At 66.0% G+C, this 19,363-nt stretch carries 14 protein-coding genes, 1 tRNA gene and 1 riboswitch; of the genes, 7 read left to right on the top strand and 8 right to left on the bottom strand.

Annotated features, from left to right (window positions below):
* Nucleotides 1–50 precede the first annotated feature (50 nt).
* Nucleotides 51–917, bottom strand: a complete 867-nt coding sequence (locus AAHM44_RS17595) for a DUF2171 domain-containing protein (RefSeq protein WP_342250792.1) — start codon at nt 915–917, stop codon at nt 51–53.
* A 202-nt stretch (nt 918–1,119) separates the two neighbouring features.
* Here AAHM44_RS17595 and AAHM44_RS17590 point away from each other — a divergent pair.
* Nucleotides 1,120–1,195 (top strand) — tRNA-Ala (locus AAHM44_RS17590).
* A 71-nt stretch (nt 1,196–1,266) separates the two neighbouring features.
* On the opposite strand, the gene AAHM44_RS17585 is transcribed toward AAHM44_RS17590, so the two are convergent.
* The 5 genes from AAHM44_RS17585 to AAHM44_RS17565 all read right to left on the bottom strand — a co-directional run bounded on the left by AAHM44_RS17585 (nt 1,267) and on the right by AAHM44_RS17565 (nt 8,703).
* Nucleotides 1,267–1,590 (bottom strand): DUF3325 family protein, encoded by a 324-nt coding sequence (locus AAHM44_RS17585; RefSeq protein ID WP_342250791.1) that lies wholly within the window; start codon nt 1,588–1,590, stop codon nt 1,267–1,269.
* Nucleotides 1,587–3,023 (bottom strand): PepSY-associated TM helix domain-containing protein, encoded by a 1,437-nt coding sequence (locus AAHM44_RS17580; protein WP_446746001.1) that lies wholly within the window; start codon nt 3,021–3,023, stop codon nt 1,587–1,589. The genes AAHM44_RS17585 and AAHM44_RS17580 overlap by 4 nt, the downstream gene beginning before the upstream one ends.
* Before the next feature lie 32 nt (nt 3,024–3,055).
* Nucleotides 3,056–3,358 carry a DUF3649 domain-containing protein gene (locus AAHM44_RS17575; RefSeq protein ID WP_342250789.1) on the bottom strand — a complete coding sequence of 101 codons (303 nt, stop codon included), beginning with the start codon at nt 3,356–3,358 and terminating at the stop codon, nt 3,056–3,058.
* Between the two features lie 10 nt (nt 3,359–3,368).
* The gene (locus tag AAHM44_RS17570) at nt 3,369–5,495 is read right to left on the bottom strand and encodes a TonB-dependent siderophore receptor (RefSeq protein WP_342250788.1); all 2,127 of its coding nucleotides are present in this window, start codon (nt 5,493–5,495) and stop codon (nt 3,369–3,371) included.
* Between the two features lie 145 nt (nt 5,496–5,640).
* Nucleotides 5,641–8,703, bottom strand: a complete 3,063-nt coding sequence (locus AAHM44_RS17565) for a TonB-dependent receptor domain-containing protein (RefSeq protein ID WP_342250787.1) — start codon at nt 8,701–8,703, stop codon at nt 5,641–5,643.
* 431 nt (nt 8,704–9,134) lie between these two features.
* On the opposite strand from AAHM44_RS17565, the gene AAHM44_RS17560 reads away from it, so the two are divergent.
* Both AAHM44_RS17560 and AAHM44_RS17555 read left to right on the top strand, forming a co-directional pair.
* On the top strand, nt 9,135–9,665 hold the full coding sequence (locus AAHM44_RS17560) for an alpha/beta hydrolase (protein WP_269574280.1): 531 nt from the start codon (nt 9,135–9,137) through the stop codon (nt 9,663–9,665).
* A 63-nt stretch (nt 9,666–9,728) separates the two neighbouring features.
* Nucleotides 9,729–9,913: riboswitch (yybP-ykoY riboswitch) on the top strand.
* 11 nt (nt 9,914–9,924) lie between these two features.
* Nucleotides 9,925–10,497 (top strand): TMEM165/GDT1 family protein, encoded by a 573-nt coding sequence (locus tag AAHM44_RS17555; protein WP_269574281.1) that lies wholly within the window; start codon nt 9,925–9,927, stop codon nt 10,495–10,497.
* A gap of 272 nt (nt 10,498–10,769) precedes the next feature.
* Here the strand turns inward: AAHM44_RS17555 and AAHM44_RS17550 are convergent, their stop codons facing one another.
* Complete coding sequence (locus tag AAHM44_RS17550) at nt 10,770–11,381, bottom strand: response regulator transcription factor (protein ID WP_269574282.1); 612 nt, start codon at nt 11,379–11,381, stop codon at nt 10,770–10,772.
* Nucleotides 11,378–12,853 carry a PAS domain S-box protein gene (locus AAHM44_RS17545; protein WP_342250786.1) on the bottom strand — a complete coding sequence of 492 codons (1,476 nt, stop codon included), beginning with the start codon at nt 12,851–12,853 and terminating at the stop codon, nt 11,378–11,380. Before AAHM44_RS17545 ends, AAHM44_RS17550 begins: the two co-directional genes overlap by 4 nt.
* A 239-nt stretch (nt 12,854–13,092) precedes the next feature.
* Here AAHM44_RS17545 and AAHM44_RS17540 point away from each other — a divergent pair, with 239 nt between their 5' ends.
* From AAHM44_RS17540 to AAHM44_RS17525, 4 genes are all read left to right on the top strand, one after another.
* Nucleotides 13,093–13,704, top strand: a complete 612-nt coding sequence (locus AAHM44_RS17540; protein WP_184170300.1) for a TetR/AcrR family transcriptional regulator — start codon at nt 13,093–13,095, stop codon at nt 13,702–13,704.
* A gap of 442 nt (nt 13,705–14,146) precedes the next feature.
* Nucleotides 14,147–14,536: a hypothetical protein gene (locus AAHM44_RS17535; RefSeq protein ID WP_184170297.1), complete on the top strand. Its 390-nt coding sequence runs from the start codon at nt 14,147–14,149 to the stop codon at nt 14,534–14,536.
* Nucleotides 14,533–15,807, top strand: coding sequence for an efflux RND transporter periplasmic adaptor subunit (locus AAHM44_RS17530; RefSeq protein ID WP_184170294.1), 1,275 nt, complete (start codon nt 14,533–14,535; stop codon nt 15,805–15,807). The genes AAHM44_RS17535 and AAHM44_RS17530 overlap by 4 nt, the downstream gene beginning before the upstream one ends.
* Before the next feature lie 74 nt (nt 15,808–15,881).
* Nucleotides 15,882–19,076, top strand: a complete 3,195-nt coding sequence (locus tag AAHM44_RS17525; RefSeq protein ID WP_342250785.1) for an efflux RND transporter permease subunit — start codon at nt 15,882–15,884, stop codon at nt 19,074–19,076.
* The last annotated feature ends 287 nt before the right edge of the window (nt 19,077–19,363 follow it).

The raw sequence follows: 19,363 nt of genomic DNA, 5'->3' as shown, positions 1-19,363 counted from the left end.
CCCGGGAAGCATGCCCGGGCCCAGTTCTGCTCACATCTGTTATCTGGGGATCAATAGGTCCCGGGGAAGCTCCGGTTCAGGTTCCGGTCGCGATTCCAGTCCTGATCGTCGCGCCCGCCGAACAGCGCGCCGGAGCGTTCCTCGTCCTTCCACGCCGCATGCGCCTCGTCCGCGGTCTTGCGCAGCGTTACCTTGTCATCGACCGACTGGATCCAGCGCGACGGGATCGAGTGGTGATGGCCGCCGGCATCGCTGTCGTTCCTGGTCAGGACAATGCGGTCGCCGCGGATCTTGTCGACCGTGCCGACATGCGCGCCATCCGACCCGACGATTTCCATATGCTCGCTTACCCGGCGCAGGCCATCGCGCTGACCCTGGCGGTCGGTCCGCCAGCTGTTGAATTCGTTTTCGAAGCGCTGGGCGTTCTCGCGGCGATATTCGTCATAGTCATTGTCGAGCTCGGCGATGCGCTGGCGGCGCCAGCCCGAATAATGGTCGTCAGGCCCCTGCGCCCAGCGCTCGTCGCGCCCGTGGCGAGCGTCGTAGCGCATATCGGCTTCGCGGCGACGCTCCGCCTCGCGATCGCCGAACCAGGAACGGACCTCGTCACCGGCGCGGTCGAAAAAGCCGCGATCTGGATCATAGCCCGCGCGGTACTCGCGATCTTCGCCGTAGCCGCGCGGCGTATCCCAGTTGCCACGATCGGTGCGATAGTCACGGCCGCCGCGATCCCAGTCGTTGCCATAGCCGCCGCCATAGCCGTGGTTGCCGCGATAGCCGCGTCCCTTGCCGAACGCGCCAGCCGCCGCATATTCGCGGGCGCTCGAATAATGCTCACCTCCGGCGCGTCGGGCGCCGCTCACCTGATACTGGTCCTCGGGGCCGAAATACCGGGGATCGCCGTAACGGTCGTTCATCGAATCCTCTCCACTGCAGGTTGGGCTGAGTTGATGCGGATTCAGCGGACGAGCGGGTATGATGGTTCCGGAAAAAGCCAGCTTATTCAGTGCTGTTCGCCGCACTGGCGAAGCGTTTTGCCGCGCGCGTTGCAAGCCGGTTGCATTGGGGAAAAAGCGCCGCTAATGCAGCGCCTCTCCGGGTTCCCCGGAGACAGGCGGCGGGGCTGTAGCTCAGATGGGAGAGCGCTGCAATCGCACTGCAGAGGTCAGGGGTTCGATTCCCCTCAGCTCCACCAGCCGCCCATATTTCCCAACAGCATAGCCAGCGCCCACCGCCGAGCACTATCGTGTCGCGGATTTCTCCGAATCAGAAGAAGGGCGCGAGCAGCACCATCACGGCCGCCACCGGCACCACGGCGCGCGCAGCCGCCGGGCGATAGGTGAGGCCGAGGAGGATGATCGCGCTGGCCAGCGGGATCAGCCCGAACCAGAGCACCAGCGCCTGGCCGCCATCATGCGCGAAGATCGCAAGCAGCAGCGACAATGCGACCAGCCCCCAGCCATAGCGAGCCGGGTGCCGCAGCGCGGTCAGCTTCGCCTGCAGGCCGAGCAGCGGATCGGCGTGGCGCGACATGCCGGCGGCGAGCGCGAACATGCCGAGATAGAGCAGGCCGGTGATGGCGAGGATCATGCCGTGCGCCTCCGCCGCTGGGGCCGCTGCTTCGGCCCGCGGCTCTGCTGCACCGCCAGCCAGGCGAGCGCGGCGCCAGTGGCCAGCAGCACGGCCGACATGACGCTGGCCGAAAGGCCGAGGATCGCGGCGAGCATGCAGGCCAGCGCAGTGATGCCGGTGAGCAGCGGCCAGGACCAGCGCGGCTTGAGTGCGGCGCCGACCACCAGCGCGGCGGCGGCGGTGTAGAGCGCGATCGAGACCTCGAGCTCCGCCCGGCCTTCGATGCCGAGCGGCAACAGGCGGTTGGCGAGGAGATAGGCGGCGCAGCCCAGTGGTACGCCGGCCAGAACCCCGACGTTGAGGCGCTCGACGATGCGATTGCCGATCGAGAGCGGTGCACGCTCGCGGCGCTTGACGATCCACAGCACCATGCCGGTGGCGATTGCGAGGGTGAGCATCGCGCCGCCGAGGAAATAGAGCCAGCGGGTGAAGATCGGCGCGAAGCGGGCCATGTGGAGGCCGTAGACTATGTTGTAGGTCTGCACCGCGGCGCGGTTCTCGCGCCACTTGCGGAGCGGCTGGCCGGTTACGCCGTCGAAGCTCATCTCGGCCATGTTGAAGCCGAGCTGGTCGGCGTCCGAGCGGAACACGCTGACCACCGCGCCCTTGTCGCCCGGATTGAGCACATAGACCCGGCCGATCGTGCCACCGAGCTGATGCTGAGCCTCGCGCAGCATCGGCGCGATCGGGGCGAGCGGCGCCGGCACATTGGCGCGTTCGCGCTCGGCGATGCCCGGCGAGAGGTCGTGGTACACGGCCTCCAGGTCGTTGCCATAGGTGGCGGTGATCGCCCAGGGCATGTTGAGCGAGGCCAGGGTCACGATCCCGGTGAAGGTGATCATCAGGTGGAAGGGCGTGGCGAGCACGCCCAGCGCGTTGTGCCCGTCGAGCCAGGAGCGCTGGCCCTTGGCCGGGCGGAAGGTGAAATAGTCCTTGAAGATGCGCCGGTGCGCGATGATCCCGGTGATCAGCGCGACCAGCATCACCATGGCCGCGATCGATGCGAGCAACCGTCCCCAGGGATAGGGCAGCTCCAGCTCGAAATGCAGGCGGTAGAAGAATTCGCCGCCCAGCGTCTCGCGCGGAGCGGGCGCGCCGGTCACCGGATCGAGCGCGCGATAGAGATATTTGCCGCCGGTATCATAGGTCGCCTCCACCGTGTTCATCCGGTCGCTGGGCACGGTGAAGAACCAGGCGTTGGAATCCTTCGCGTTCGCGGTGAGCCAGGTCGCGGCGGCCTGGATCGCATCGGCCGGGTCGGCCTTGGCGTTGGTCTCGGGGCGCATCCACTGGCCGATCTCGGGCTTGAACAGGCTGAGCGTGCCGGCGAGGCACATGACGAACAACACCCAGCCGAGCAGGAGCCCGACCCAGCCGTGCAGCCAGGCCATGACCTGACGAACGCCCTCGCGAACCGCCGCGCTCACGCCGGGGCTCCCGTTGCCCAGGCGATCGCGGCAAGGATCACGCCGACCAGCACGATGCCGGCCCAGGCGCGCCAGGGACCGCGAGCCAGAAACGCCCAGATAGTCACAGCCGGCCCGATCAGCAGGGCGAGCAGGGTGGCGGGGATGATCGCCTCGACCCTGGGCATCGGCAGCACGCGTGCGAGCGCAGCGGCAGCGAGCGCGGCGACGGCATAGGCGCCGATCGTCCCTGCCACCACGCGCGCGGCGACATTGGCGCGATAGCGCCAGCCCTGTCTTTGTTGTGCTGCCCCTGCCACGCGCCCGGTCTCAATAGTTGAAGCTGAGCGCGACGCTGACGTTGCGCGGTGCCGCATAATAGGCTTGGCCCCACATCAGGCTGCCGAGATATTTCTCGTTGCCGACATTGCGCACGTTCACGCTGGCGCGGACCGTGTCGACCAGGCGAACGCTGGCCATCAGGTCGACCACCGCATAGCTGGGCTGGCGCAGGATCACGTCGCCGGTGACGATGCCGTAAGCCTGCACGCCGCTATCGGCATAGGTGATGTCGCCCTGCCAGCGGAACTGCGCGCCGAGCTTGAGGTCGTTGAGCTGGGGCACCGTATAGGTGGTGGCGAGCTTGAGCGTCCTGCGCGGCAGGAAGGTCCGCGCCGGGTTGCCCGCCTCGTCCTCGATCTTGAGGCCGGTATAGCCGCCGCTGATCGACCAGTTGTCGGTCACCTTGCCGGCGAACTCGATCTCGAAGCCCTTCGAGGTGGTGTCGACACCGGTATAATAGCTGTCGCCCGCCCGGCAGGGATCGGTGGCGGCGCAGGTGCCGGCAAAGGCTGCCAGTCCCTTCTGCTTCGCGCGGAACAGCGAGGCGGTGGCGTAGAGCTTGCCGCCGAACCATTCGCTCTTGATGCCGCCTTCAAGGCTGCTGCCTGCCGCCGGATCGAGCCGCTGACCGCTGATCAGGATCTCGCTCTGCGGATTGAAGATGTCGGTATAGCTCGCATAGAGCGAGACGTTCGGGGTCAGATCGAACAGCGCGCCGACATAGGGGCTGACCTTGCTGTTCTTGCGCGACTGATCGGTGCCGTAGGAATCGCCGAGCGATTCCAGCCACATCGCGCTGACGCCGACCACGGCCTTGAGCCGGTCGGAAAGGTTGAGATGCGCGGCGCCATAGGCGCGCTTCAGCCGGTCCGAATAATCGGCGGCGAGATATTCGCCGGGATAACTCGGTTCGGCGATGTCGACACGGCCGAGGCTGAGCACCGGCGGATAGTCGATCGCGTCGAGCGAGAAATTCTCCCATTCGTGCACATCGGTGCGGCCGCTCGACACGCCGAACGCCAGCTGATGCTCGCGGCCGAACAGCTTGACCGGGCCCGAGACGTAGAAATCGCCGAGATACTGGTCGTAGACCGACGGGTAGATGCCGGCCATGCCGCCCAGGCCAAGCCCGGTAGCCTTGTCTGGATTGCCATAGGCGTAGAGCAGCTTCGCTTCGTAGCTGAGCCGACGATAGGTGGCGATCGTCTTGGCCGACCAGCCGCCGCCAATGTCATAGGCCAGCTCGGCGAAGGCCGTCTGGTCGAGCGTGTTCCAATAGGTCCAGTCGGCTGCGGTCGAGGCCGAGCGCGCATAGGGAATGCGGGTGCCGTCGGTATAGCTGAGCGGGAGCGAGCCCCACATCACGCCCGAGGCATCATTGTCCTGGCGGCTGTAACCGGCGGTGAAGGTCAGGCCGTCGAGGAGCTTCGCTTCGATCGTCGCGCCGAACACGTCGCGGTTGACCCGGTTATAGGCCAGGTAGCTGTCGCCTTCCTGGTGCGCATAGACCAGGCGGACGCCGATCGCGTCGTTGAGCGGTACGGAGACATCGCCCTCGGCGCGCCGGCTGTTCCAGCTGCCATAGCGGATGCTGGCACTGGCCTTGAGTTCGTCGAGCGGGCGCTTGCGGACATAGTTGATCGTGGCCGACGGATTGCCGATGCCGGTCATGATCGCATTGGCGCCGCGGATCGCTTCGACCCTGTCGAACAGCGCGGTGTCGAGGTCGCCGAACTGGATGCCGGCGACCAGAGGCATGCCGATGCCGTCGAACTGGAAATTGGTGATGTCGAAGCCGCGCGCGTTGAAATAGGTGCGGTCGGTCTCGACCCGCTCGACATTGATGCCGACGGTCTGGGTGAGCAGGTCGTTGACGTTGTTGAGAGCGAAATCGTCGATGCGGGTGCGATCGATGATCGTGATCGACTGCGGGGTTTCCTTCGGCGTGAGCGACAGGCCGGTGGCGGAGGGGGTCTTCTGCTCGACCGTGCCAGTGACGACGATCTCGTCGCGCGCCTTGTCCTGGTCGTCCTCCCCGTCGGGACCATGGGCCCAGGCGGCCGAAGGCAGGAGCATGGCGCTGGCGAGCAATGCGCCACGGAAAAGGCTGTTCATCCCGGTTCCCCAGAAGCGGATCGTTCGGGGGCTCGTTAGGGAAGGCTATATTGCGAGTCAATCGCATTAGCGAAAGCGCGGGTGGTGCGCGCAAAAAGGGGGAGCGGCATGCCGCTCCCCCAGCGATTACCCCTCGAGAGGGCAATCAGAAGTCGACCTTGGCGCCGATCCGGAAATAGCGACCAAGGGCATTCGGCCCGGCCCAGGCCGGATTGTAGCCGTAGAGGCCATAGGCCGCGGTCGGATCGAACGGCGGCTTCGTGTTGAGCAGGTTGAGCACGTTCAGATAGATCGAGAACTGGTCGCTGATCTTCTGCGATGCCGTCATATCGACGTTCCAGACCGCCTTGGAACGGCAGGCATAGGGCGAGCCGTCGGTATAGGCTTTGGAACCGGTGGCGATCGCGCTGGCGCAATCGCCCGGCTTGCCGCCGAAGTCGACGCGGGCGACGTCGTAGCCGGACGTGTAATAGGCGGTCACCGACACGAGGGTGCTGCCCAGGTCCAGCGTGTTCTGCCAACTGGCGCGCCAGCGCGGCGAACCCGAGCAGGAGGTGGTGTTACACGGGCTCAGCGTGCCCTCATATTCCTGCGCCTTGCCCGGCTTGCCCGTGATCGGATCGACCGGGGTCAGATGGTTCTTGTTGAGATACGAGGCTTCGAACGAACTGATCAGCTTGACGCCGTCCGTGACCTTGAAGTTCGCGTTTACGCCCAGGTCGATGCCCTCGACCAGCTGCTGGTTGGCGTTGGCGTAGGAGGTCTCGATGAAGCCGATATGCGGCAGCGCGTTCGGGAATTGCTGGTCGCGCAGCGCTGGGCGGACGACGAAGCCCGGAATGTTCACGACGCCGTTGTTCGCATAATATTGCTCCACGGCCGGCCCGGAGTCCGTCACGCCGACGATCAGGTCGCGCACCTTGATTCGCCAGAAATCGACGGTGAAGCTGACGTTGCGGATCGGCTCGAAGATAAAGCCGGCAGTGATGCTTTCGGACCGTTCCGGCTTCAGGTTCGGATTGCCCTTGTTGACCAGGCCGATCGAGAAGGACGTATTCGCATAGTTGTTGTTGCCATGCGCCGCGCAGAACGCGGGCTGACTGTCGCAGAAGCCTTCGCCGCCGATGGTTACATAGCCGGTGGTCGGCAGGCCGAACGCTTCGTTGAAGCTCGGGATGCGGAAACCCTTTGACCAGGTGCCGCGCACCGCCACCTGCGGGATCGGCGTGAACTTGGCGCCAACCTTGGGCGAGAAGTTCTTCTGGCCGGTCGAGTAGGAGTCGTAGCGGCCCGACAGGTTCATCTCGAACTGCTTGATGATCGGCGCATCGATTTCGCCGAATGCCGAGAAGACGTTGCGATTGCCCGCGGTGCCTACTGCGTTGATGCCATAGTAGCGATCATAGGGATGGGCATCGTTCTGCGGATTGGCGCTGGGCGCGTCGATCGACTCGTGGCGATAGGCGACGCCACCTGCCACCTGGAGATCGCCGCCCGGCAGGGTGAAGAGCTTGTGCGTGACGTTGGCGGTTGCCTGCCACAGGTTGGACTCCGAGATCGTGGTCTGGCTCGGCATGATATAGTCCCAGACGTCCTGGGGCGTTGCCTTCGGGTTGCTGAAGTTGAACGTGCCCCGTGCGACGACATCCATGAGCCGCTGCGGGATCATGTAGTTGCCCTGCACGCGGCGCAGCCGGACGTTCGACGCGGTGAAGTCGGCCGAATAGTTCCAGCCCTCGGCGATGTCTCCCGAAAGGCCGATGGTGCCGCGCAATGCACGCGATTTCGGCTCGTCGGTTACCGGGCTGTCCGGCGTGAAGAACAGCTGGGCGGTCTGCCCCGCGGCCGCATAGGGGTTGTAGGGGTTGAGCGTCCCGTTGGTGGCGTTGCAGCCCGTGCCGACGCCGTTCAGGGTGCCCACGCCCGTCGGGCAGACATAGACCGGCGCGATAAGCTCATACACGCCCGCATCACCGGTCGGCGGGGTCGGCTGGCCGACGAAGGCGTAGGGCGCGGCCGAAGCGAAGCTACTCGTCTGGTAGAAATTGGCCTGGGCATAGAGCCGATGATGCTCACCGATATTGGCGGTGAAGCGGGCCGATGCGCCGATGCGCTCGATTTCCGGCTGCAGCATCCGGTAGGCCGCGACGTTGTTGACTTCACAGACACGGCCATCGGCAGGTGCAAGCGTCGATGCGGCAATCTGCGCCGCGGTCAGCTGGATCGGCGAGAAGCGTCCGCAGCCCAGCGCGGGGTTGAGCTGGGTTACGCGTCCGGTGCCGGCATCCGAGCCGGGCGTGGTGACCGGGCGGGTATAGGTGATGCCGGGAGCCTCGAAGAATGTCCGCGCCCTGCCATTGGCGCTGACGCCGTTGAGGTTTCGGTTCTGCAGGCAGATGCCGTCCGCCTTGCAGATCTTGCTCCAGTCGGCGGTGTTGAACGGATAGCCAAGGTCGCGCGCCCAGAGCGGATCCTGCTTCTGGTATTCTCCACTGACGTAGAAGTTGAAGCCCTGTTCGTTCAGGTCGCCGAAGCCCCAGGTCGCATCGAAGCGGCGCTCCCCGGCATCGCCGCGCTGGGAAATGCCGGCGGATGCGTTGAGATGAAGGCCGGTAACCTGCTTCTTGGTGATCACGTTGATCACGCCGGCGACCGCGTCGGCACCATAAGTGGAGGATGCACCGTCGCGCAGGACTTCGATGCGCTCGACGATCGCGTTGGGGATGGTGTTCAGGTCGACGAAGTTGCGTTGGCCGTCATCGGCGAGCGGATAGGGAGCCATGCGCAGGCCGTCGAAGATGGTGAGCGTGGCCTGCACGGTCAGGCCGCGCAGCGAGATCGCCGTGGCGCCGGAGGCGAAGTTGTTGCCATTGTTCCAGCCCGCGGTGATCGTGCCGGCGTTGCCGGCCGAGACACGCTGCAGGGCCTCCGAAACGGTGTTCAGACCGCGCTCCTCCAGCGTCTGGGCCGAAAGCACGGTGACCGGCGACGGCGTTTCGGCATTGGGGCGGCGGAAGAGCGAGCCGGTGACGACGATCGCTTCGCCGGTTTCTTCCTGTGCGACGGGCGCCGCGGGTACCGTGGTGCTGTCCTGCGCTGCCGGCGCGGCGGCTTCCTGCGCATGGGCCGGCATGGCGATCAGCATCGCGCCGCAAAGCGCCGTCGAGCCCCGCAGGAAGCGGGTCATGGTCTTGGTTCGGTTTATCATTGCTTGCCCTTTTGTTGGTGGGCCGCGGCGGTGCCCGTGCTCGGGTCACTCGGTGGCGGGCCACTCCCTCTTTCGCTCGCGCGGCGGGCTGCATCGCGCTCGGTCAATTCCGTTGAGAACCCCTGCCGACCCGATCGGCCAGGCATTTGCCTGCAGCCTGCCCCGCTGCGCCGCCTCCGGATTGGAGAACAGGCACGCGGGCGACGCTGCGGGGCGAGGCGCGCCGGATCGCGCCATAAGCGTCCGAGTCGGAGCGTGTTGCGATGAAATCCGACCGCCGGGGCGGGGCGGGTCGAGAGCATGTAAGCGGTACCATGCGATTTCGGCGCGCGGCGCACTCATTCTGGCGCAGGGCGAATTGCATAGCGGTACAGTAGGAATACGCTGGCGACTCGTTGAGCGTGCTTTCCCCTTATCAAGGGAGATACCGAATGCCCGAGAATGGCCTCTTCGATTCGTCGCTTCCGACCCTGACGATCTATGATCGTGCCGACCGACCCGCGCGTGGCCTGCTTGCCCATGCCGGTCAGATCATCGAGCTTGGCGCCGGTGGTGGCGGGCGCAACCTGTGGGCGGCGCGCCTCGACGAGGCGGTGCGGCTTACCGAGCGCCCCGTGATCCTGGTCGCACATGGCATTGGCTGTTTTGCCGTGACCTGGTGGGCGCGGCTGTCGCCGGCTTCCTATGTCGAGAAGGTGGCGGGCGCCGTGTTCGTCCGGCCGCTTGGATCGGCGGTGACGGCATCGCCGGACCAGCTGTTCGCCGGTCCCAGGCTGCGTATCGCCTTTCCCTCGATCCTGGCCGACACCGGGGCGGACGCCGCGGCGCTGGCGCGGGACTGGGGCAGTCGCTTCCTCGATTCCTCGCCGGTGCGCTCGATCAGCGATCTGCTGGCTTCGCTGCGCGGGGAGCCGGGCGAGGAGCCCGGCACGGAGCATCGACTGCTCAGCCTGGCGGGCTGAACACAAAATGCTGGATTTCGGCAGGCGCGTGCCGTAGGGGCCGCGCTGTGCTGCTTCACGCAGCAACTCGCTATTTGGGGAGTAGCCAGCCGCGCAAATCGCGCGGGCTCCCGCGTCAACATACTTGGTCGAGAGGCCATGGCGCGGGAGGGACGGGAGCACCGTTCGGGCGAGACCAATGGCGTCGCATCTCCGCTCCAGCCGGGCGGGGAGGTGCGATGTCGTTGGATTTCGTCTCCGTCCGGCCCGGAGTATTCCTTTGTTCGAAGCCCTGTTCAGCTCCACTGCGCTCGTCGCGCTCGCCGAGATCGGCGACAAGACCCAGCTGCTCGCCATCCTGCTCGCCACCCGCTTCAAGAAGCCGGTGCCGATCATCCTCGGCATCCTGGCGGCGACGCTGGCCAACCACTTCCTCGCCGCGCTGGTCGGCTCCGAAGCGGCGCAGCTGCTGCAGGGCACCTGGTTCCGCTACCTGATCGCCGCGTCGTTCATCGCCATGGGCCTGTGGACGCTGATCCCCGACAAGATCGACGACCTGGAGGACAAGCCGGCGCGGTTCGGCGCATTCCTGACGACTGCGATCGCCTTCTTCGTGGTCGAGATGGGCGACAAGACCCAGCTGGCGACCGTGGCGCTGGGCGCGCGCTTCCACAATGTCTGGGCGGTCACGGCGGGTACCACGCTGGGGATGATGCTGGCCAATGTCCCGGCGGTGTTCCTGGGCAATGCGCTGCTGCAGCGAGTGCCGCTCAGGCTGGTCCACGGCATTGCCGCGGTGCTGTTCCTCGCCGCCGGCATCTGGATGCTCGGCGAGACGGCGGGCTGGTTCTAGGGCTCCAACACCGCAGGTGCGCCGACTCGCGAAAGTACACAAAGTACAGGCCAAGAGTGGGTTTTGCGGGCCACTATTTTCCCCATTTCCTCGGTAACCGGCCGCCTCTCGCAACATTGTTGCGTGTGCGTGATCCTATTTTTTACCGGGGTCAAAGAGCGGCCTGCCATGGGCTGGCCGCTCGATCGCAGCAGGCGAAATCCTACATTGCAAGGATGTCGTGCGCGTTCCCCGGCCTTCGCCGGGGAACCGAAAGCGGCATCCGTAGCAGCCTAGGCGCCCATCTCCGCAGTGAAGGTCACGCGCAGTGCCTCGGACAGGCTGCGCGCGCCGAGCTTCTGCATCAGGTTCGCGCGGTGGACTTCCACCGTGCGCGGCGAGATGCCGAGATCATAGGCGATGGTCTTGTTCGGGAAGCCGGCGGCGAGCCCGTCGAGCACTTCGCGCTCGCGCGCCGAAAGGCTGGCGAGCTGGGTGCGCGCGGCATCGGTGCGGGTGGCGCTGTTCGCTTCGTTGGCACGCTCGAACCCGTTCTCGATCGCCGAGAGCAGCTGATCGGCCTCGAACGGCTTCTCGAGGAAATCGAAGGCGCCGTTGCGCATCGCCTTCACCGCGATCGTCACGTCGCCATGCCCGGTAAGCACGATAACGGGCATGGTCACGCCGCGCTCGTTGAGCTGATGCTGCACCTGCAGCCCGTCCATCTCCGGCATGCGTATGTCGAGCAGGATGCAGCCGGGCTCGACATTGCGCAGCTCGCGCAGAAAGGCGACGCCGGAAGGCCAGGTGCGCACGGAATAGCCCGTCGTCTGCAGCATGAACCCGATCGAGTTCCTGACGCTGTCCTCGTCGTCGATGATGTGTACCAGCCGGCGGTCATTCATTCGGACTGCTCCGTTTCCATGCGGATAAGCGTGAAGTGGAATGCAGTGCCGCCGCCGGGGCAGGCCTCCATCCAGATCTTTCCGCCATTGGCCTCTACGATGGTGCGGCAGATGGAGAGGCCAAGCCCCATTCCGCCGTCCTTGCTGCTGTTGAAGGCGCGGAAGAGATTCTCCGCGATATCGGGGGCGATGCCCGTGCCGGTGTCGGCCACGGTGACGCGGACATAGCCGTTCGGCTCGGCCCTGCTCGATATGGTGAGGCGCCGGATCGGCGATGCGGACATCGCATCCACGGCATTGCGCATCAGGTTGATCAGCACCTGCTGCGTCTGGATCTTGTCGACCAGCACGACCGAGCTGGCGGGATCGATTTCGAAGAAGGAGTCGACGCCGCGTTCGCGTGCGCCGATCAGCGCGAGCTTGGCGGCCTCCTCGACCAGCGCATCGAGGTCCTCGACGCTCTTCTCGCTGTCGCCGCGTGCCACGAATTCGCGCAGGCGCCGGACGATCCCGCCTGCGCGCATCGCTTCGTTGGTCGCTTCGTCGAGCGCGTGCTGGATCACCGACAGGTCAGGGCTCTCGTTGCCGCGCATCAGATTGCCGGCGCCACGGACATAGTTGACCACCGCGGTGATCGGCTGGTTGAGCTCGTGCGCCAGGGTGGAAGCCATGGTGCCCATCGCGCTGACACGCGCGGCATGGACCAGTTCGCCGCGCAGCTGCTCGATCCGGTCCTCGGCCTTCTGCTTCTCGGTCAGATCGCGGATGAATCCGGTGAACACCCGGTCGCCATCGGTGATCGCTTCACCGACCGAGAGCTCCATCGGAAAGGTCGAGCCGTCACGCCGCTGGCCGATCACGGTGCGGCCGCGGCCGATCACGCGGCGCTCGCCGGTCGTCAGATAGCGGGCGATATAGTCGTCATGCCGCTCGCGATCGGGGTTGGGCATCAGCCGGTTGATGTTGGTGCCGACGACTTCGGCCTCGCTGAAGCCGAACAGCCGCTCGGCCGCCGCGCTGAAGGACAGGATGTGCGCGCGATCGTCGATCACGATCATCGCGTCGGGCACGGTGGCGAGCACCGAGCGGAACTGATTGACGCTCGCCTTGAGCTGGCGCTCGGTTTCCTGCTGCGAATCCGTCGGCGGACGCGTCGTGCCGCGGCCGGTCCGGAACCAGCTGACGAAAAGAAGCAGGAGCCCGGACGCGAGCAGGAACAGCAGGAGATCGGGGAAATCTCCTTGCGCGGGGCGAACGAGGTTCTCCGCGACCAGCGACAACAGCACCGCGAGCAGGCCGGGGAGGAGCCCGCACAGGATCGCTGCGACGAGTATCGGCAGGAGGAAGATCAGATAATAGGGCCGGTCATCGGTCCAGGGATCGATCAGGGCGCGAAGCCCGCATGCGATTGTCACCGCCAGCAAGGTTATACCGTACCGGTCCAGTCCTCGATGGAGCGCCCCAGCTCTCATCTCAGGCTCCGATGACCGCCGATCTCCACCTATATTGATCGCGTGCATCGGCTACTTGCGGAGCAAGCGCACGATACGTTCGACAATTGGCGAGTCGGCCAGAGTTAACCATTACATCCGCCTAATACTGCCCGCCGATAAGTTCACACCCGTGAAAATACAGTGGTTCAGGGGGCTGGAACCGGAGCATGCGGCAAGGCATTGGCTTTTTGCGCTTTTGCTATTATGTACCGGTCATTATGGAAATCACCGCCTGCCAGCCCACCAAGGGCCGCCCCCGCGAATTCGACACCGACTCGGCGTTGACCTCGGCGCTGCGCGTCTTCTGGACCAAGGGTTATGAGGGTGCCTCGCTGAGCGATCTGACCGAGGCGATGGGGATCACCCGGCCGAGCCTGTATGCGGCGTTCGGCAACAAGGAAGCGCTCTTCAAGAAGACGCTCGACCTCTATCAGCGTGAAAAGCTCGATTATATGGGCAAGGCGCTCGACGCGCCGACCGCGCGCGGAGTGGCCGAGCGACTGCTGACCGGCGCGCTCGAGATGCAGATGAGCACCTGCGACCCCAAGGGATGCATGGGCGTGATCAATTCGGTGGCCTGCGGCACCGAAGCCGAGTCGATCCGCGCCGAGGTGCTCGCGCGCGGGGCGATCGTGAAGCAGAGCCTGATCGACCGGTTCGAGCGTGCGAAGGCCGAGGGTGACCTTCCGGCGGATACCGACGTGATCGGCCTGACCGCTTATCTGTTCGCCCTCCTGCAGGGCATCGCGCTGCAGGCCGGCAGCGGGACGTCGTGCGTCGACCTGAAGAAGCTGATCGACACCAGCCTGGCCTGCTGGCCGAGCAAATAAGCGCAAGCGGAAGAGAAGGCCGTCATCCCGGCGAAAGCCGGGATCTCGTGCGGCTCTCTTCCTGCCATCGCCTGAGATCCCGGCTTTCGCCGGGATGAGGGGGAGGGACCCGGGGGATCTGGAACTTTTTTCACCCCTAGCTCGACAAAAAGTACCGACCAGTATAAAAAGCCCTTGACGCAACGCAGCACGATTTCTATACCAGTCAGTATAGAAATGAGGGAAGTTGCCGAAGCGAGGGAATGGGGCTGGGGCCCCGCCCCGAAACTCCAGCAGCGCTGAAATTTGGACAGGACCGAGCCGGTGCGCCGCAGACACATGCGTCTGCGCGACAGCCCCGTCTCGTGCCGGTTGGGGATGACCGGAAATGCCGGCGGAAGGGGTTCCGCGCGGCACGGGGAGGTTTTTGCCTTCCGCCGGGCAACACGCAGGAGGAAAGATGATGGCCTATCTCAACTTTTCGGAGCTCCAGGGCAGCCCGGTCGCGGCGCCCGCAGATGTGCTTCCGGTCAGCGGCTTCTCCGCGCTCGAATGGCAGGTCGTGGCGATCGCCCAGCACGACCGGCTTGCCTCGCTGGAGAAACCCGGGCGCCTGTCGATGGCGCTGGGCATGATCTTCGGGGGAGAGAGCCCCAATCCGAAACTGGCGGATCAGAAGCTGGAGGCGCTGCGGCGTGTCGCAGTGCTCGCCTGGCACAAGGGCTATGCCCTGCCGCGCCACGAGATCCGCGCCTTTCACGAAGCGGGCTTCACGCCCGACCAATATGAAACGCTGCTCGCCTCCATCAGCCGTGGCCGTGCAGCCCTGAATCAGGGGAAGCGATTCCAATGAACATGATCTCGCGCATCGAAACCGAGACCGGTGACAACAAGCCGGGCGTCTCGGACCGTATCCGCCGCATGCCGCTGTGGCAGCGCGGCAGCCTGGTCGCGATCCCGGTGGTGCTCGTCGCCGCCGGGCTGGGCATTGCCAGCAAGGACGCACCCGCCGCGATGGCAGCACCGCCGCCGCCGGTGGTGACCGTGTCGGCGCCGCTCGCCCGCGACATCAACGAGTGGGACGACTATGTCGGCCGCTTCGAGCCGAGCCGCGCCGTCGAGGTGCGTCCGCGCGTCTCGGGTGCGATCACCGGCGTCCACTTCACCGACGGCGCGATCGTCCAGAAGGGCCAGCTGCTCTTCACGATCGACCAGCGCCCCTTCGCCGCAGCGCTTGCCGAGGCACGCGCCGGGCTGGCCAGCGCCGAGAGCGATCTCGCGCTTGCCCGTTCCGACCTGGGCCGCGCCGAGCGGCTGGTCTCCGTGGAAGCGGTGTCGAAGAGCGATGTCGAGCGGCTCCAGGCACGTGTCCGCGCCGCCGGTGCGGCGGTGTCGGCCGCCCAGGCCCGGGTGCGCAGCCGCGCGCTCGATATGGAGTTCACCCAGGTCCGCGCGCCGATCGCCGGCCGCATCTCGGACCGCCGCGTCGATCCGGGCAACCTGGTCGCCGCGGGCGAGGGGCAGGGCGGTTCGCTGCTGACCACGATCAACGCGCTCGATCCGATCTACTTCACCTTCGACGGTTCCGAGGCGCTGTTCCTCAAGACCAAGCGCGCGAAGGAAGCGGGTGCCCAGGAATCGCCGGTGGAGATCCGTCTCCAGGACGAGACCGACTACAAGTGGAAGGGCAAGCTCGACTTCACCGATAACGGCCTCGATCCCAAGTCGGGCACGATCCGCGGGCGCGCAGTGCTGAGCAACCCGGGCATGTTCCTGACGCCCGGCATGTTCGGCAACATGCGCCTCTCGGCCGGCGGCACCACCCAGGCGCTGATGGTGCCCGATGCCGCGATCCAGACCGACCAGGCCCGCAAGCTGGTGCTGGTCGTCGGCAAGGACGGCACGGTCGCACCGAAGCCGGTGACGCTCGGTCCCGTGGTCGACGGCCTGCGTGTCGTCCGCTCGGGCCTGACCGCCCAGGACAAGGTCGTGATCTCGGGCACCCAGTTCGCGCAGCCCGGGGGCAAGGTGACCCCCAAGGCCGGCAAGATCGAGCCCACCGCAACCAGTCAGGCGCCGGCCCTCACGGCGCCGGTCACCGGCGAAGCTACCTTCGCCCGTTGACCATCAGCCGCCGGCTCTCCCCAGGGGCCGGCGGCTGACCCTTTTTCCGAACTCAATTCACGAGGAGTGGCCCGATGCGCCTCTCACGGTTCTTCATCACGCGCCCGATCTTCGCGGCTGTGATCGCGGTGATCATCACGATCATCGGCGCGATCGCCTATCTGGCGCTGCCGATTTCCCAATATCCCGACATCGTCCCGCCGACGGTGACGGTCACCGCTTCCTATCCGGGCGCCTCGGCAGAGACGGTCGCGGAAACCGTGGCCGCGCCGATCGAGCAGGAGATCAACGGCGTCGACGACATGCTCTACCAGTCGTCGCAGTCGACCGGTGACGGCAACGTCACCATCACCGTCACCTTCAAGTCCGGGACCAACCTGGATGCGGCGCAGGTGCTGGTGCAGAACCGCGTCGCGGTCGCCATTCCGCGGCTTCCCGAGGAAGTGCAGCGCCTTGGCGTCGTGACGCGCAAGACCACGCCGGACTTCCTGCTGGTGGTGAACCTGATCTCGCCGGACAACTCGGTCGATCGCGAGTACATCTCGAACTACGCGCTCACGCAGGTGAAGGACCGCCTTGCCCGTGTCGAAGGCGTGGGTGACGTGCGCATGTTCGGTGCGCGCGACTATGCGATGCGCGTGTGGATCGATCCGGGCCGGGCCGCCGCGCTCAACCTGACCGCAGGCGACATCGTCCAGGCGCTGCGCGCGCAGAACGTCCAGGTTGCCGCCGGCACGCTCGGCCAGCCGGGCTCGACCCCGACCGGCAATGCCTTCCAGCTCAACATCGAGACGCAGGGCCGTCTGAAGGACCCGGCGCAGTTCGGCCAGGTCGTGATCCGTACCGATGCCGATGGGCACCAAGTGCGGGTGAGCGATGTGGCGCGCGTCGAGCTGGGTGCGGCGGACTATTCGTCCAACACCTATCTCTCGAACAAGCCGACCGTGATCCTCGCCGTCTTCCAGCGCCCGGGCTCCAACGCCCTCGCCGCTGCCAACGCGGTGCAGGACCAGTTGAAGCTGATGTCCAAGAACTTCCCCAAGGGACTGGAATATCGCGTCATCTACAACCCGACCGAGTTCATCTCGCAGTCGATCGACGCGGTCTATCACACGCTGGGCGAGGCAATCCTGCTCGTCGTGCTGGTGGTCATCGTCTTCCTCCAGAAGTGGCGCGCGGCGATCATCCCGGTGCTCGCCATCCCGGTCTCGCTGATCGGCACGATGGCGGTGCTGCTGCCGCTCGGCTACTCGCTCAACAACCTCTCGCTGTTCGGCCTGGTGCTGGCGATCGGCATCGTCGTCGACGACGCGATCGTCGTGGTCGAGAATGTCGAGCGCAACCTGGCGCGGGGCATGACGCCGCTCCAGGCGGCGAAGACCTCGATGGACGAAGTCTCCGGCGCGCTCGTTGCGATCGTGCTGGTGCTGCTCGCGGTGTTCCTGCCGACCCTGTTCCTCAACGGACTGTCGGGCGCTTTCTACAAGCAGTTCGCCGTGACGATCTCGGCCGCGACCGCGATCTCGCTGCTCGTCTCGCTCACCCTCTCGCCGGCAATGGCGGCGGTGCTGCTCAAGCATCACGAGGGCGAGGCCAAGGGCCCGATCGGGCGCCTGTTCAAGCGCGGCGCCGATGCGTTCAACACCGGCTTCGAGCGGATGAGCGTCGGCTATGCCAAGCTCACCCAGGTGCTCGTAACCCGTCCGAAGCGGATGATGCTCACCTATGTCGGCCTGATCGCCGCCACCGTGGGCATGTTCTGGGTGACGCCGGTCGGCTTCATCCCGCAGCAGGACCAGGGCTACTTCCTCACCGTCATCCAGCTGCCGCCGGGCTCGTCGCTCGAGCGTACGGACGAAGTGATGCGCAAGGTCGTCGCCCGCATCCTGCCGATCCCGGGCGTGAAGGGCTCGGTCATGCTCGCCGGCTTCGACGGCCCGTCGCAGACGCTCGCCCCGAACTCGGCCGCCGCCTATGTCCCGCTGCTCTCCTTCGAGGAGCGCAAGAAGCTGGGCGTCAGCATCGAGGACATCATGGGCGAGGCGCGCAAGCGCACTGCCGATATCAACGAGGCTATGCTGCTCGTCGTCCCCCCGCCCGTCATCCAGGGCATCGGCTCGGCCGGTGGCTACCGGATGATGATCGAGGACCGCGCCGAGCATGGCTATGACGAACTGGGCAAGACCGCGTTCGGGCTGATCGGCCAGGCCAACCAGACTCCCGGCCTGAAGCAGATCTACACCTTCTACAACACCGCCACCCCGCGCGTGTTCGCCGATATCGACCGTCGCAAGGCGGACATGCTCGGCGTGCCCCCGGAGCGGGTGTTCGAGGCGCTGAACGTCTATCTTGGCTCGGCCTTCGTGAACGACTTCAACATGCTCGGCCGCACCTATCGCGTGACCGCGCAGGCTGACGCGCCGTTCCGTTCGACCGAGGCGGATATCGCCAACCTCAAGACCCGTTCGAACAGTGGCGCGATGGTGCCGATCGGTTCGGTGTCGACCTTCGAGAACAAGACCGGTCCGTACCGCGTGACGCGCTACAACCTGTTCCCGGCGGTCGAAGTGGATGGCGATACCGCTCCGGGCTACAGCTCGGGCGCCTCGCTCGACACGATGGAGAAGCTCGCGAGTGAGCTGCCTCCTGGTTATGACGCCGAATGGACCGGCATTGCCTTCCAGCAGAAGATGGCTGGCAGCACCGCGGGTCTCGTCTTCGCCCTGGCCGTGGTGTTCGTCTTCCTGGTGCTGGCGGCGCAATATGAGAGCCTGACCATGCCGCTGGCGATCATCCTGATCGTGCCGATGTGTCTGCTCGCGGCAATGGCCGGCGTGAACCTCAGGGGCATGGACAATAACGTCCTGACCCAGATCGGCCTGGTCGTGCTGATCGCGCTGGCGGCGAAGAACGCGATCCTCGTGGTCGAGTTCGCCAAGCAGGCCGAGGAGCAGGATGGCCTGAGCCCGGTCGAGGCGGCAGTGCGTGCCGCGCGTGACCGCCTGCGTCCGATCCTGATGACGTCGTTCGCCTTCATCCTCGGCGCCGTGCCGCTGCTGATCGCGAGCGGTGCGGGTGCGGAGCTCCGCCAGGCGCTCGGTACTGCGGTGTTCTTCGGGATGATGGGCGTGACTGCCTTCGGCCTGCTGTTCACCCCGACCTTCTACGTCGTGTGCCGCGCACTCGGGGACCGCATCGCCAGGATGCGCGGCAACCGGAAGGCGCATGACGAAGGGGGCCATGCACCCGAGCTGGTGCCGGCGGAATAAGTCCTGGTTCCCCGGCGAAAGCCGGGGGCCAGAGCCACGAACGATCTCGCTCTGTAACCCTGGGCCCCCGGGGGGGGGGGGGGGGGGGGGGGGGGGGGTAAAAATAAAAAAAAAAATTTATATAAAAACCCCCGACGCCGGCGCGCCCCCCCCCCCCCCCCCCCCGCCCCAATATTTATAGCGCCCCCCCCCCCCCGCGCCCCCCCGGGGGCGCCCTCGCCGCGCGGCGGCACGCGCGGCAGGCCAAGCACGGCGCCAGGCGGCGGGCCGCGGGCACGAAGCAACTC

The sequence above is a fragment of the Sphingomonas sp. OTU376 genome, from assembly GCF_038440415.1.
GTDB classification, from domain to species: Bacteria; Pseudomonadota; Alphaproteobacteria; order Sphingomonadales; family Sphingomonadaceae; genus Sphingomonas; species Sphingomonas kyeonggiensis_A.
The sequence above is the reverse complement of the archived record's forward strand: the minus strand, read 5'-3'. Positions and strand labels throughout refer to the sequence as shown.

Coding starts and splice junctions, on each gene's coding strand:
- AAHM44_RS17525 (WP_342250785.1), top strand. CDS start 15,882: ATGCGCCTCTCACGGTTCTTCATCACGCGCCCGATCTTCGCGGCTGTG.
- AAHM44_RS17535 (WP_184170297.1), top strand. CDS start 14,147: ATGGCCTATCTCAACTTTTCGGAGCTCCAGGGCAGCCCGGTCGCGGCG.
- AAHM44_RS17545 (WP_342250786.1), bottom strand. CDS start 12,853: ATGAGAGCTGGGGCGCTCCATCGAGGACTGGACCGGTACGGTATAACC.
- AAHM44_RS17595 (WP_342250792.1), bottom strand. CDS start 917: ATGAACGACCGTTACGGCGATCCCCGGTATTTCGGCCCCGAGGACCAG.
- AAHM44_RS17570 (WP_342250788.1), bottom strand. CDS start 5,495: ATGAACAGCCTTTTCCGTGGCGCATTGCTCGCCAGCGCCATGCTCCTG.
- AAHM44_RS17540 (WP_184170300.1), top strand. CDS start 13,093: ATGGAAATCACCGCCTGCCAGCCCACCAAGGGCCGCCCCCGCGAATTC.
- AAHM44_RS17560 (WP_269574280.1), top strand. CDS start 9,135: ATGCCCGAGAATGGCCTCTTCGATTCGTCGCTTCCGACCCTGACGATC.
- AAHM44_RS17530 (WP_184170294.1), top strand. CDS start 14,533: ATGAACATGATCTCGCGCATCGAAACCGAGACCGGTGACAACAAGCCG.
- AAHM44_RS17565 (WP_342250787.1), bottom strand. CDS start 8,703: ATGATAAACCGAACCAAGACCATGACCCGCTTCCTGCGGGGCTCGACG.
- AAHM44_RS17580 (WP_446746001.1), bottom strand. CDS start 3,023: ATGGCCTGGCTGCACGGCTGGGTCGGGCTCCTGCTCGGCTGGGTGTTG.
- AAHM44_RS17585 (WP_342250791.1), bottom strand. CDS start 1,590: ATGATCCTCGCCATCACCGGCCTGCTCTATCTCGGCATGTTCGCGCTC.
- AAHM44_RS17550 (WP_269574282.1), bottom strand. CDS start 11,381: ATGAATGACCGCCGGCTGGTACACATCATCGACGACGAGGACAGCGTC.